This window comes from Flavobacterium eburneipallidum, assembly GCF_027111355.2.
GTDB lineage: Bacteria > Bacteroidota > Bacteroidia > Flavobacteriales > Flavobacteriaceae > Flavobacterium > Flavobacterium eburneipallidum.
In genome coordinates, this window is record NZ_CP114291.2 from 3,356,215 (window position 1) to 3,370,373 (window position 14,159).

Consider the following 14,159-nt stretch of genomic DNA (forward strand, 5'->3'; position numbering starts at 1 on the left):
CATTTGTTGTTGTTTAATAATTGTCTCTTATTGTAAATTACTTCAATTCAGATAAAGATGAAAATGGAAGCATCGTAAAACCATATTTAATCCCTTCTTTATTGGACTTAACCAAATATTCTTCATGAGGTCTTGCTCCCCAACTATCATCCCCACCTACGCCAATCATTTTGAAATCAATATGAACTTCAACTAAATTTTTAGGCGTAACATCATTGGTATGGCGAAGGTTTTTATTTTTGTCTGGACCAGCATCAAAGTCTTCAACTGGATTGTTTAGTGCGTTGAATTCAATCAATGAATCGGCAATTATTGCTAAACCATTACCAACTTTGGTAGATAATGCCATCCATCTCACATCGGTACGATGTCCATTTTCTTGCGGACGGATATAAGGAACGTATTGCTCTGCAACGGTCGATTTGTAAAGCCCAACAAAAGTAGATGAGTTTCTATCGGAGTAATTTTCCCAAGGACCACGACCCAAATATTCTAAATTGGTGTATTGAACTGGCATTTGCATTTTCATACCAATACGAGGAATAATAAATGCACTATCGCCATTGTTTATCATTTCATTATCAACCTTAATTGCACCATTGCCCATAACAGTATATTGAGTTGTCCAAATTGAATTTACAACATCCAGCTTATAAACGACTTCAACTTGTACTGCATCACCTTTTTGACTTACTTTAACGCTAGTTGCATTAGGAGTTTGTTCGGATACTTGTTTCCAAAGTTTAGAAACCCCTGTCATTTTCCAACCATAATCATTGTCTGTAGGAGCACGCCAAAACGTTGGTCGAGGTCCAAAACCATTCAACAACAATTCATTTCCATTACTTTTATAAGAAGTGATGATGCCTGATTTAGAATCAATTTCAACCGAAAAATTTTTCCCCATGATAGCAATCTTTTCGCCTTCTTTATACGTTACTTTTCCGCCTTTTGGAGTCTCAATTTGTTTTCTTTCAGTTGAAATTGGTAATTTTAATTGTTCCGAAGCAATTTCCCATCCTGCTGGAAGTAAATCCTCAGCGGTTTTGGTTTTTGCAACAATAGTTACAAAATACTCCACTCCATCTTTTGTCTTCAAATTACGAACATCAATCTTAATTTGTTTTTCTTGTTCGGGAGCAACATCCAAAACTGGCAGATTACCTGTTTTAACGACTTTTCCATTAGCAGTAATTTCATAAGAAAAAGCATATTTATTCAAATTGGTAAAACGAAATTTATTGACAATCGTAATCAATCCCGTTTTTAAGTCAGCTGCCTTAAATCCAATATTCTGATAAACGTGTTTTACCTCCAAACTATGCGGTTTGATACTTCTATCTGGAAATACAACACCATTAATTAAAAAATTACCATCCGATGGTGTTCCTTCAGGGCCGTAATCTCCGCCATAAGCCCAAAATTTACCTTTCTCATTTTGATTAGCAAGTCCCTGATCTACCCAATCCCAAATGAATCCACCTTGAAGATGTGGGTATTTTTCAATTATTTCCCAATAATCTTTAATGTTACCAATACTATTTCCCATTGCGTGTTCGTATTCACAAAGAATGAGAGGTCGATCGGTATATTTTTTTGCATAGTTTTCTATGTCTTTTGGTTTGGCATACATTGGACAAACAATATCGGTATTCCATTCGTGACCGGCTTGTTCAAATTGAATCGGACGCATTTTATCACGACTTCTTAAATACAGATAGGTTTGATAAAAATTATAACCGTTACCTGCTTCGTTGCCTAATGACCAAATCACTACCGAAGGATGGTTTTTGTCACGTTCAAACATATTTCGGGTGCGAAACAAATGCGCTTCTGTCCAATCCAGATTGTTTGCTAAACTTTTTCCTTTGGCACGGTCATAACCAATCCCGTGCGATTCGATGTTCGCTTCATCCACAAGGTAAAAACCATATTTATCCGTAAGCTCATAAAAGAAATCTGGCTGCGGATAATGACTCAAACGGATGGCATTTACATTCAATTCTTTCATTCGCTGTAAATCTAGCATCACTGTTTTTTCATCGACAACTTGTCCTGTGTTTTGATTGAATTCGTGAATATTAACTCCTTTAATCAAAACTCGTTTGCCATTAACCAAAAGAAATCCATCTTTAATTTCGCTAGTGCGAAAACCAATTTTAATCGAAGTCGCTTCTGTGGTTAGACCCGAATCATCTTTTACAGTAAGTGCTAAAGTATAAAGATTTGGCGTTTCGACTGACCAACTTTTTACAGAAGGAATCATTGAATTGAAATTCAACTTACCAATGGTATCATTGATTTGAACTGATTTTGTAGCCGATGAAATCATTTTACCCGCTTCATCCAAAATTTCGTAAGTAACCGAAGAAGTGGTTTTCTTTGCTGAGTGATTTTTCAACTCCACATCCAAATTAAAAACACCTTTAGAATAACTTTCGTCAAGTGTAGCCTGTGCATAAAAGTCACGCAAACGAATCTTTGGTTGTGCATAAACATAAACACTTCTTGGAATACCACTCATTCTCCAAAAATCCTGGCATTCAAGGTAAGAAGCATCGCTCCAACGGAAGACTTCGACCGCTATTGTGTTTTTTCCTGACTTTATATATTTAGTAATATCAAATTCTTGAGGTGTTTTGCTGTCTTTGCTCATCCCAACTTTTTTGCCATTTATCCAAACAAAACCTACGGATTTTATGGCTCCAAAATGGATAAAAACTTGCTGTCCATCCCAATTTTGTGGAAGATCAAATTCACGTCGATAATAGCCAATATTTTCTTTTTCGAGGTCATTGATATACGGCGGTTTAAAATTCCACTGTGGATAAAACTCGTACCCTACATTAGTATAAATAGGAATTCCATATCCTTTCATTTCCATATTGGACGGCACCTCCATATCCTTCCAGTTTGAAAGTTCTTTATTAATAGCTGCAAAATCACTAATACGATTGGAAATACCCGTAACAAAATTAAATTTCCAAATACCATCAAGATTAATCCAATTCGGAGACTTCTTTTTGTCATTGGCAAATGCTGCTTCACGATTAGGATAACTAATAAAGGAGGCTCTTGGATATTCTCTATTTATCCCTTGAATAGCAGGATTTTCCAACTCTGGATGGGGCGGGCGATCCTGCGCCTTTAAATCTGTCAACGCTAGAAGTCCAATGAGTAGAAATAAAATATTTTGGATTCGTATTTTCATCATTTCGGTTTAATTAATTTTTTTATTCGAATGTTATTTTCTTACTATTAAAAGCTTACCTAATAAAAAGCAAGGGCTATTTCAATAGAAAACAAACTAGTATTTTACTTTTTAATTCGTACAACTTGCTCTGTCCAAGTGGGTTCATTTATATAAAATCTGCCATTGGCATACTGCACAGGTTCAATTCCCATTTGAGGAAATAGTTCCCAGGATTCAAAAGTTTGACTGTATGGATATGCTCTTTTTTCATACATAAAATAATGGCAGGATGTCCATAAATTCCCATCAGGACCTGTAAACAATGCGTTGTGTCCAGTTTCTTGATAAGGATCCTGAGTATCTGTAAATTGCAAATGATCATAACCATTACTTATTGCCAATTCTGGACGGTAGCCTTTTTTTCGAGTACCAAAAATAGGTTCACGAGAAACTAATTCCCAAGGTCCTAGTGGTGATTTTGATTTTAAAAGTCCCACTTCATAACCTCGTGTCCAAGAAGAGAAAAACATAAAGTAAGTTCCTTCTTTTTTAATTACAAAAGGCCCTTCAATTCCGCCAATCATCCATTCAGGATAACCGGGTTGTTTTTTATCTAAAAACTTCTCAATGGGTGTCGTTAATTTACCTGATTTCAAATCGATTTTAGCCTGAAAAAGACCGTTTCCACTGCAATACATATAAGTTTCTCCATTATCATCTTCAAATAAAGTTGCATCATTATTGTATTGAGGAGTTAATGGCCCATTGACCAATTTAAAAGGTCCAGTGATTTTATCAGCAGAAAATAACCAAACACTGTGTGTGTTCATTCCTTTAGGGTCTTCTTTGGTAACCTTCCCGCTATTGATAGTTAGCCACCATTTGTTTTGAATAAAATGGAGTTCGGGAGCCCAAAAACGCCCATTGTACGGACAATCTTCGGGTAATTTGCTTGCATCAATTATGTACGAATGAAATTTCCAATGAATCATATCTTCAGAAACTAAAAGCTTGACACCGGGATTTGGTCCCGTCCAAACTGGATTAGAAGTTCCGGTGGCATACCATTTATCACCCACTTTATTGATCATATAATCTCGCATAGAAAGTATAGAATCTCTAGTGATAGGATTCGTATATTTAAATACTTTTTCGGCAGCATTCGTTTTTAATTCTTTCTTCGAATCACTTTTTTGACCAAATGAAACTATGGATAAAATGAAAAACAATAAAATCAATTGGGTTCTCATACTGTAATTTAAATCATTTAATCTTTATATAAATCTTGGCTTATGGAATATTTGCATTCCATAAGCCAAGAATTTATTATTATTCAGAAACAAACTGCACAGTATAAGTTTTCACTACACCGTTATAATCAAACTTCACAATGGCATTTTCTGATAGTGACTTTGCCTGCGTAACTGTTACTTTTACTGCAGCATTATTGGTCGTAGCCGAAACGACAGGAATAGCAGTCATACCAGATGCAATTTTGTGTTTTGCCTCATAAATATCATAGCCTACAATACCATTTGCATTAGTAGATCTAACAGGAGTTGCTGATAATGTTACTGCTTTTCCATCAACATTAATACTAACTTTTGGTACCACTGGAAGTGAAATTTTGTTTTTCTTAGAACTGAATCCAAGACCTGTAAAATCAAAAAGAGATTCAGTACCACTACCTTCTGCTACCAAGAAAATGGCATGTTTTTTATCTAAATTATCGACAAATTTTGAAACGTCAATTGTATATTTTGTAATATTCTGTGAAGCATTTTCAGGAACGATAATCTCGCCTATTTTTTTTCCTTTCCATGTTTCATTATCCCAAGGCCCATCTATCCAAACATTGACTTTAAAAGATTTTGTTGTTTTTGGAGTTAGGAAAATATTAAATGCGGTATTGTTTCCTTTTTTTGTTCCTTCGAATGCCTTCAATCCGTTTTTATTGCTTTTGAGTCCACCAAAACCAAAATATTTATAACCTACAATATGACCATTTTTTACATTGGTAATAGGCATGTGGTTGTCCCAGATATCCCAGGAATCTTGTTGAATACTATTGTCTGACAGATAAGAAGCATAACCTGCTGAATAATATTGATAAGGATTTAGCCCATAAATATGAAACCCTTCCGAAGTCACTTCAGCCCCTTTGTATTCATTTCCCTTGCTGTCTTTTACAGTTGGGAATTTATTTTCTGAATAAGGATCGAACATACTAATTGATACTGTTCCTCCTTCAGCAACCGATTTTTGGTCCGAAGTTACCGTTACTGGAGCTACCATTGCTTGGCGAGCAAATCCAAAACCTCGTGGAGGCCTGTGATAAAACACATACCATTGTCCATTTATTTGTTCAATGCTACCGTGTGTATTATGACCTGCATTTGAAGTTGTAATTGCAGTACCATCCTGATTCAACACTGGAGCACGTGAATCAACCAAAACCCCTCCTATTTTCCATGGTCCCAACGGAGAATCGCCAACAGCATAACGCAAAGTGGAATTAGAGCTGCTTATTCCATAATCTGGACCAGAATAACCGCTATAAATGGATACATATTTATTTCCAATCTTGCGAATGGAAGAGGCTTCGAAGAAATTGAATTTTCCTAAATCTTCTCCTTTAAAAATTTGAGGAAATTGGGTTCCTTCTGGATCACGAATTTCTCCGTAACGTCTGCCAGCGGGCAATAGTCGTTCAATTATTTTAGTTCCTGGTCTAAGAGAATACATTGTATTTTGATCTAATTCAGCCGCTGATGATTTCTGGAAACCCCAAAAACCATAAGCCCTAAAACCTATTTGGAAATCAGGATCTTTTGGGTCGGTTATATATTCAATATAAACAGCAGGATCAAATCCCAAAATGCTTCCCGGAACAGTACGTTTGCCATCAGGAGTAAGATTGACAGGAGTAAAAGGTCCGTCTGGGCGACTTCCTTTAGCTACCATTGCTTCTCTATTTTGTCCACGACTGTGCGGATAAAGATAGTATTCTTTTTTGCCGTCTTTTCTTTTTATCTCAACCAGATCAGGAGCATACATAACATCCCATTGCCCATCAATTTGATAAGTAAAAGCAGGTCCTTCGTCTCTCCAACTAGAAAGATCTTCTACTGGTGCTGACCATATTCTAATATCTGGTCCACAATAGCTTGTCATTCTCAGATCGTGAGAACCAATGATATAGGCGCGGAATTTCCCTGGATGATCTGGATCTTCAAAAACTCTAGGTTCTCCATCGGGTAAATGCTCCCATAATGGAAGATAAGGATTTCCTATTGATTGATGTACAAACATTTTATCAGATTTGCTATCTGGAACTATCTTGTTTTGTCCTTTGACATTGGTTACACCAAGCAATGATGTAGCCATGCATATTAAAATTATACTTCGACTTTTCATAGTAATTTATATCTTTTATTTAGTGTGTTTTATTTTTAAAAATGAACTTTATTCAATGCTAATCAGTAGAAACAATAAAAATCTAAACCTAATTTTATGTTTCCTTGCAAATAATTTTTATAGAACTATAAAAGTGTATGTTTTCCCTTTTTTGGTATCCAAATCATATAAATAAGTGGTTTGAATAGCTAACGGCTTTATATCAGATTCTTTAGAAATAATTGGCTTTTCAACTTCATTCACTTGATAAAAAACATTAGAATTTTCACCTACTGCTTTTTTCAAATTTTTATGGTCTTTCATAGCAATTATTTCATTTGGAGTTCTTAATCTCAAATTTCCTCCAAGATTGGACTGAATGCTTACTGAAACTAATTTTCCTTGTTTCCATTTCAAATCTTTAATTTCAAAACCTCCACGAGCTTTTAGACCACTTATTTCTCCATATCCTTTTAAGGCATCTGGCAAAGCGGGAAGCAAATGAATGGCTCCATCTGAACTTTGCATCAGCATTTCAGTAATTCCTGAAGTACAACCAAAATTTCCATCTATTTGAAATGGCGGATGAGCGTCAAAAAGATTGTTGTAAGTTCCTCCACCTCCTTTATTTACGCCAAGTGGAGTCAGTTGATTTTGAATTAAAGCATAAGCGTGATTTCCGTCTTGCATTTTGGCCCACCAGTTTACTTTCCACCCCATACTCCATCCTGTTGATACATCGCCACGTTGAAGTAACGTGTTTTTTGCAGCAGCAAAAAGTTCAGGAGTTCTATAAGCCGAAATTTGATTGGACGGATACAATCCATACAAATGCGAAATATGGCGGTGATTGTCTTTAGGATTATCAATATCGTCTATCCATTCTTGCAATTGATTGAATTTTCCAATTTGCATCGGTGGCAACATTTTTCGTAATATTCTTAAACTTTCGGCATATTCTTTATCTTTTCCCAATATTTCTGATGCTCTTATTGCCGAACTAAATACATCAAAAACGATTTGATTATCCATAGTAGAACCCGCAGTTATAGTAGAACCTTGATGTGCTGCTGGAGCATTTTCGGGTGAATTTCCTGGAGCTACAACCAGCCAGCCATTAACAGGATCTTTTACTAAAAAATCAGCATAGAAAGTAGCGGCACCTTTTAAGACTTCATATACAGACTGAAGATAATTTTTATTTCCTGTGTATAAATAACGCTCCCAAATATGCTGACTTAACCAACCACCACCAGCATTCCAAACTCCCCAAGTAGCACCATCTACTGCACCATTAATTCTCCAAATATCAGTATTGTGATGTGCCATCCAACCCCGAGCACCATACATAACTTTTGCCGTTTCTTTACCCGTTTCGGCCAATTCCTGAATCATTTTTAAAAGTGGCTCATGCATTTCTGATAAATTAGTTTTCTCAGCCGGCCAGTAATTCATCTCTGTATTAATGTTGATTGTATATTTACTATCCCAAGCAGGCTTTAAACTATTATTCCAAATCCCTTGAAGATTTGCCGCCTGACCTCCTGGCTGCGAAGATGAAATCAATAAATATCGCCCATATTGATAATATAAAGCCACGAAAGAAGGATCTGAAACATTTCTGAAATTAGCTAATCTTTGATCTGTAGGTACTTTAGCTGCCTCTGTACTTCCTAAATCCAATTTTACTCTTTTGAAATATTTTTGATATTTAGCTATATGTGCCGTTTTTAATTTATCAAAATTGGTACCAAATGCTTTATCTAAAAAGACCTTTGCCAATTCATTCTCATTACCACTTATATCATTATAATTGATAAAATTCGTAGCAATGGAAACAAAAATGACAACTGAATTCGCTTTCTCAATTCGTATGGAATTAGCAACAGCATTTACACTTCCGCCCTCAACTTTAAATCTAGCAAGTGCATTAAATTTCACCTTTCCTTCTACACCTTCAAGATCACTTGTTGTACCCATTAGCGAGATTTCACTAGTTCCATTAATAGCTATTTTTTGTTTCTTGTGTTGAGATGTATATCCAGCTGAAAAAGATAATTTCCCCGGTTGATCTGCAGAAAGTTTTATAACTAAAATTCTATCTGAAAAAGAAGTAAACGCTTCTCTGGTATAGGTAACACCATCAACCTTATAAGTCGTTTTTGCGACAGCTTTTTCGATATCCAGTTCACGATAATAATTTGTATAATTCTGTTGTCCAGAAAAATTCAATTCTAAATTGCCAACAGATTGAAACGTCTGACCGTGAGATTTCTTTGTGATAATGTTTTCATTAGTCAATTTTTCAGCAGCCTTATATTCGCCTTGAAAAATGAGTTTTCTAATTTCTGGCAAAGCACCAAGAGCATTAGGATTGTCGTTTCTGTTAGGACTTCCGCTCCAAACAGTACCTTCATTCAATTGAAAAATTTCTTTTTCAACATTTCCATAAACCATAGTCCCTTGAAAGCCATTCCCTATTGGCAATGCGTTTTCCCAAACAGTACCTGATGGTGTGTTGTACCAAAGTTTTAAATCATTTGTTTGTTGAGCAAATAATGTAAATCCAGAAAAAAGCAGGATGTTAAACAGGGATTTCTTCATAGTTCTTTCTTCTTTTTGAGGATTTTTTTAACACGATTAATACAAAAACATAAAAAGTGTTAATAATACACTTTTAAAAAAAATCAAAAAAAAATCCTTGGAAGAATTTAATTTTAGAAAAACAAATATATGTATTTAAAACAAAACAAACAATCGGTTGTGTTATAAATTTTATACTTAAACTAAAAAATAACATTTTTTTTATATTATCTGAAATTATATTTGCCAAAATAAAAAATATTATCAGTCTTTAATGATAATTATGTTACACCTTGCAATATTAGTTACCAGAAAACAATTATATAGTTAATAATAAAAAAACCGTCCCAAATTTTGAGACGGGTTCTGACAATCTTACCTAAACTACTTATATTTAAGTAATTATTTTTGTGGTGTTAATTTTATTTACATCTAAAATTAGCCTCATTGTTTTTTATAAAAACCTTTAAAAAATTAAAGGTTTCCTTTTTTATAAATTTTCTTTGTTCTTATTGTACCGTCTGACATAAAGTTTTTTACGATGATAATAATGCCACTAAGATTATCTATGCTTGACAATCTTTGTCCTAATAAATTATAATATTGAGAATATAAAACTTTTGTTGAATCTGGTTTAAAATCTTCAGTTCCTAATCCTCCCGATTCATCTAACCCATTAAAAGAAATATCATCCATATAAAAATCTAGATTATTAACAGCTAAGCCCCATACAATTTGAGTAGCACCTGTTGTGTGGACTGTACCACTATCGACAGTAGAGCCACCTGTAATCCAATTTACACCGTCTGTTGAATATTCCATTTTTAATGAAACACTTAGACTTCCTGAAACAGATGCTCTATACCATACTGGCTGACCAGGACTTGGATCAAAACTTGGATATGTCGTAACTAAAGTTGTGAGTCCACTTGATGTTGAGCGATAAATTCTAAATTGTGTAGTAGTTCCTGAATTATAAACCAATAACAAGTAACCTTCCATTATGCCTTGAACATACCCTGATGATGCAGTGCCAATTTTACTAGTATTACCTCTTAACAAAACACCTACTTTATATTCATTTGTACCAGAACCAATGTATTGCTTCCAAGTAACTGAATAATCTGTACCTGTTTTTGAAAAAGCATTCAAATCCATCACTCCAGTAGCATTTTTTTGACCCACACCATAAGGTTTAATAACATTAGTTGTCAAATTATTGGCATCTGTATAAGACACTACTCCAGCAGTTGCGGCATTAGCTACTCCAATAGTTACATTATTTGCAGGAGGTGTTGATGCCGATGTTGTAGCTGCATCACTAGTAAAATCATATTTAACAAACATAGGAAGTTGATTTACCTTACCAGTTAATTTTACCTGACTTTCTATTGCATTGGTCGTTTTTACTGTAATTGTACCTAATTTTTCACCTATTGACAATCCCGATTTCATACGAACAAATAAAGTTGTATTAGCTACAGTTCCATTGACTTGCGAAAGTGTAAGCGTAGGTTGATATGTACCATCAGCCGTCAAAGACAGTTCATAATTTTCATGAGCTTCAACAGTTATATCTCCAACTAGAGAACTTCCTGAAACAGAGAACATTTGACTACCTGATGGTCCTGAATCCTGAACATAAGTAAATCCATCCATATTAAATTTAGATACAGCTAAACTCGAAGTAGAAAATTTAATATCATCCATTACCCAACTAAAGTTGTTTGAGCTTAATCCCCAAACTAATTCTGAAGATCCTAAAGGATAGGTAGCATCTTGATAAGTTGTTTGTGTTCCACCTTCCCAATTTACACCATCTGCTGAAAATTCGAAAATTAACTTATCTCCAATTGCAGAAGCTCTAAACCATGCTGGTTGATCTGGCGTTACTTTAAGAGTTGTAGTGGTATAAGTAGGTTTTGCTGCAATGCCATTTGTACCTGCAACGTAAGGCTGAAGTGTAATGGTACCATCAGCATTGTTTAAAACGATAAACAAATACCCTTTTTTCATTCCATCGGCATAAGCGGATGAACCATTTGCTCTTAGCAATACTCCTTTTTTTCCTCCGCTAGCGGTATAATATTCTTTCCAAGTAACAGAGTAATCAGTTGCGTCGGTTGGAAACATATTCAAATCGGCTACTCCTGTTCCGTTTGTTGCTCCAACAGAATATGCTTTAAAAGCATTGGTGATATTTGAATTTGCGTCAGTATGTGATACTACACCAGCGCTACCACTTTTTATGGTAATTAAATTTGCAGGAGGTGTAGTAGCAGTTGTAGTAACTACATCATCAGTGAAATTATATATTCCATTATTCTCATTTTGTGAAAAAGTAATGTTATCAAAGTAAATAACATATGAGCCTGAAGAATTTGCTTGCAATTTTATTTCATTGTCTCCTTCATTCAATTCTATATTTTGAGAAACAATTGCCCAAGTACTTGCATCATTAGTTTCGCTAAATATTGGAGTGGCAACTTTAGTTCCATTTACATACAAATCAATGTTTGTAATAGCTGAATTAGGAGCTGCATATCTGATGTTAAGTTGATACGTTCCTTTTCTTAAAGCTTTAATTACATCTTTTATACTTGCAGCAGCATTGGTTCCAAAATCTAAATATCCTTGCCCTTGATAATTTCTTATACTACCATTTTGACCACCAGTAGTAATGCTATTTATGTTCTTATAATCGAAATGCTCCGCTTCATTTTGACGAGCCCCAAGATAAACTGAAGGTTTGTTAGGTACAACCAAAGCAGCATCAGTATAATCAGTCAAACGTTGTGTTCCGTTACCCGCACAATTTACAGTTAAATCAAGAGGTCCATTATGCTGAATTGTTAACGTAAGTACTCCTGCAGTCCAATTTTTTGTAACCACACTCGCCAAATGGCTTGCTCTATCTTCATAAGTATATGTTGGTTCTGTAGTACTTCCATATATTTTGATAATATCAGTTTTTAAACTAGCATCCTTCTCATTGTAATTTGTCAAATAGAAATTAACTTTATTTGAAAACTCCTTAATGATTCCCGAAGTATATTGTGAGTAAACAAGTTCCATCTTTTCACAACTATTGTATTTAAACGGAACACTGGCACTAGCAGTTTGCGGAACAACTGCTTTATAGGGATTATAAGTTACCCATCCATTTTCATTTCTTGCCACAAATAAATCTCCAGTATATTCTTCAGGAAACAAAGTGTTAAACTCAGTTTGTTTAGAAGCAATACTCGGCCATCTGCTGGCATAATTCGACTTGTTAACTTTTATATTAAATGATTGAGCATCTGAATCATCTAATTGGAAAACCGTTGGGATAGTTGGATAACGTCCCGTTTTCTTAAAGAAACTCTTGTTATCTTTAAGATTACCATCACCATCCATACGATAAAGTCCCTCAAACATAGTCTGAGGAGAGCTATAAATATCATCAGGTGAGCCCGTTTGAACATTATTAATAATCACAAGCTTAGCTCTATTAATAACCTCTTTTCTAGTTGGAATACGTATAGTACCATCAAGAACTTTACGAAAAATATCTATACTTGTATTATCAAATTGGGGAAAAGTTTTCCAATTTCTAGCCTTATAACCATCCGCGATGTCAATTCGGTTTGTTTCCTGGAAACACTGTGTCCAGATAAGTTCAGGACCATCAATTACGGTTTGTCCATTCAGCATCATGTGTTCAAAATGTGGTGCACCAGCAGTAGCCATGGTAAAACCTTCATGTACTCCATTACTATTTGTCCATCCTGTATCATCGTATCGAATACCGTAATTCCCACTATAACCCGAAAGATAAGCGCCTAAGCAAATACTCTCCATATCAGACTGATAAGACTGTGTTGTATATTTATCTGACAAAATATAATTTTCTGTATAATTGCGACATGCTGCTGCAAAACTTGGATTACGCTTCATCATTCCAATAGGATTTATGGAAGGACTCCATTCTGTTCCACACCAACTTACCGATAGATAACCACCATATTTATTACTTAATTTTAATAAATTAGCAAAGTGCGCCATCCTATCACTCCATTTTGCCGAAAGCGGGTCTGTAGCATCATCATATCCCCAAAATTGTTCGGCATAATTAAACCCTATAAAGTTTGGGTATTGTTTATAAAACTCTTCATAAACCGAAAGGTCAAAATCTGAAAATTGAGTAAAGCCACCACTTGATGGCTGAATCATTACCCACATTTGGTTCTGTGCACAAGTTCTAATCCATGACTTGGCAATTTCGTAGCCATATTCAGCCACTTTAAATTGACTGGTTGCTGCATCATGGCTAATGGAAAGTGAAATATTCATAACCACGTAGGGACGAATATCTGCTGGAATTAGATCTATGATTTTTTGAGGATCAGCATAGTTCCAAGTATCAATGTGAATCAACCACATGGGTTGATTTGACGAAATAGGCCTCCTTAAGGGAGTGTTTTGTTGAGCATAAGTTGTATGCACAATAAAAAAAAGAACCATTACTATAATATTTTTAATACATAGTTTATTAAAATGTAGTTTTTTATTCATTTTTAATTGTAGTATTTATAATTAAATTTTTTCTGAAATATTATCTTTTGCCATTTCAAATTATAATGAGTCCATTTTGAGGACATATAGACATTTTACCTACTTTCACATTAGGCACTAAACTATTACTTGGATCAATTAATCCAAGGATGGCAACAACTTTATTAGTGATTTTTAGTGGTATTGTAAAATCTGTATTCTATTTACTTCCAAGACCTTTGCAAGTAAACAGCACAATCAAAATAATGAGTACTATTATTTTTTATTCAATAATTTATTTTAATAATTTCTCATAAAAAAACAGTAGTAAATGAAAATACTACTGTTTCAAAAATTATTATTTTTCATCCTAACCTGAAAAACAGATTAGTTTTTTATTGACTAAGATTTCAATGACAATGCTATCAATTAAAAAATCTTAGTCAATCTT

The 14,159-nt window shown here is 34.6% G+C and carries 5 protein-coding genes; all 5 read right to left on the minus strand.

Annotation, left to right across the window (positions count from 1 at the left end):
* Positions 1-37: 37 nt before the first annotated feature.
* A complete protein-coding gene (lacZ, locus tag OZP15_RS14155) occupies positions 38-3,214 on the minus strand; it encodes a beta-galactosidase, LacZ type (protein ID WP_281336457.1) in 3,177 nt (1,058 codons plus the stop codon).
* A 101-nt stretch (positions 3,215-3,315) separates the two neighbouring features.
* Positions 3,316-4,443 carry a glycoside hydrolase family 43 protein gene (locus tag OZP15_RS14160; RefSeq protein ID WP_281336458.1) on the minus strand — a complete coding sequence of 376 codons (1,128 nt, stop codon included), beginning with the start codon at positions 4,441-4,443 and terminating at the stop codon, positions 3,316-3,318.
* A 79-nt stretch (positions 4,444-4,522) separates the two neighbouring features.
* Positions 4,523-6,580 carry a glycoside hydrolase family protein gene (locus OZP15_RS14165; RefSeq protein WP_281336459.1) on the minus strand — a complete coding sequence of 686 codons (2,058 nt, stop codon included), beginning with the start codon at positions 6,578-6,580 and terminating at the stop codon, positions 4,523-4,525.
* A 147-nt stretch (positions 6,581-6,727) separates the two neighbouring features.
* Positions 6,728-9,193 carry a glycoside hydrolase family 95 protein gene (locus OZP15_RS14170; RefSeq protein WP_281336460.1) on the minus strand — a complete coding sequence of 822 codons (2,466 nt, stop codon included), beginning with the start codon at positions 9,191-9,193 and terminating at the stop codon, positions 6,728-6,730.
* Between the two features lie 453 nt (positions 9,194-9,646).
* Positions 9,647-13,678, minus strand: coding sequence for a glycoside hydrolase family 98 domain-containing protein (locus OZP15_RS14175; protein WP_281336461.1), 4,032 nt, complete (start codon positions 13,676-13,678; stop codon positions 9,647-9,649).
* Positions 13,679-14,159 lie beyond the last annotated feature (481 nt).

What these genes read in the sequence shown, in the direction of transcription:
- lacZ (WP_281336457.1), bottom strand. Translation starts at nt 3,214, where the DNA reads ATGATGAAAATACGAATCCAAAATATTTTATTTCTACTCATTGGACTT.
- OZP15_RS14160 (WP_281336458.1), bottom strand. Translation starts at nt 4,443, where the DNA reads ATGAGAACCCAATTGATTTTATTGTTTTTCATTTTATCCATAGTTTCA.
- OZP15_RS14175 (WP_281336461.1), bottom strand. Translation starts at nt 13,678, where the DNA reads ATGGTTCTTTTTTTTATTGTGCATACAACTTATGCTCAACAAAACACT.
- OZP15_RS14170 (WP_281336460.1), bottom strand. Translation starts at nt 9,193, where the DNA reads ATGAAGAAATCCCTGTTTAACATCCTGCTTTTTTCTGGATTTACATTA.
- OZP15_RS14165 (WP_281336459.1), bottom strand. Translation starts at nt 6,580, where the DNA reads ATGGCTACATCATTGCTTGGTGTAACCAATGTCAAAGGACAAAACAAG.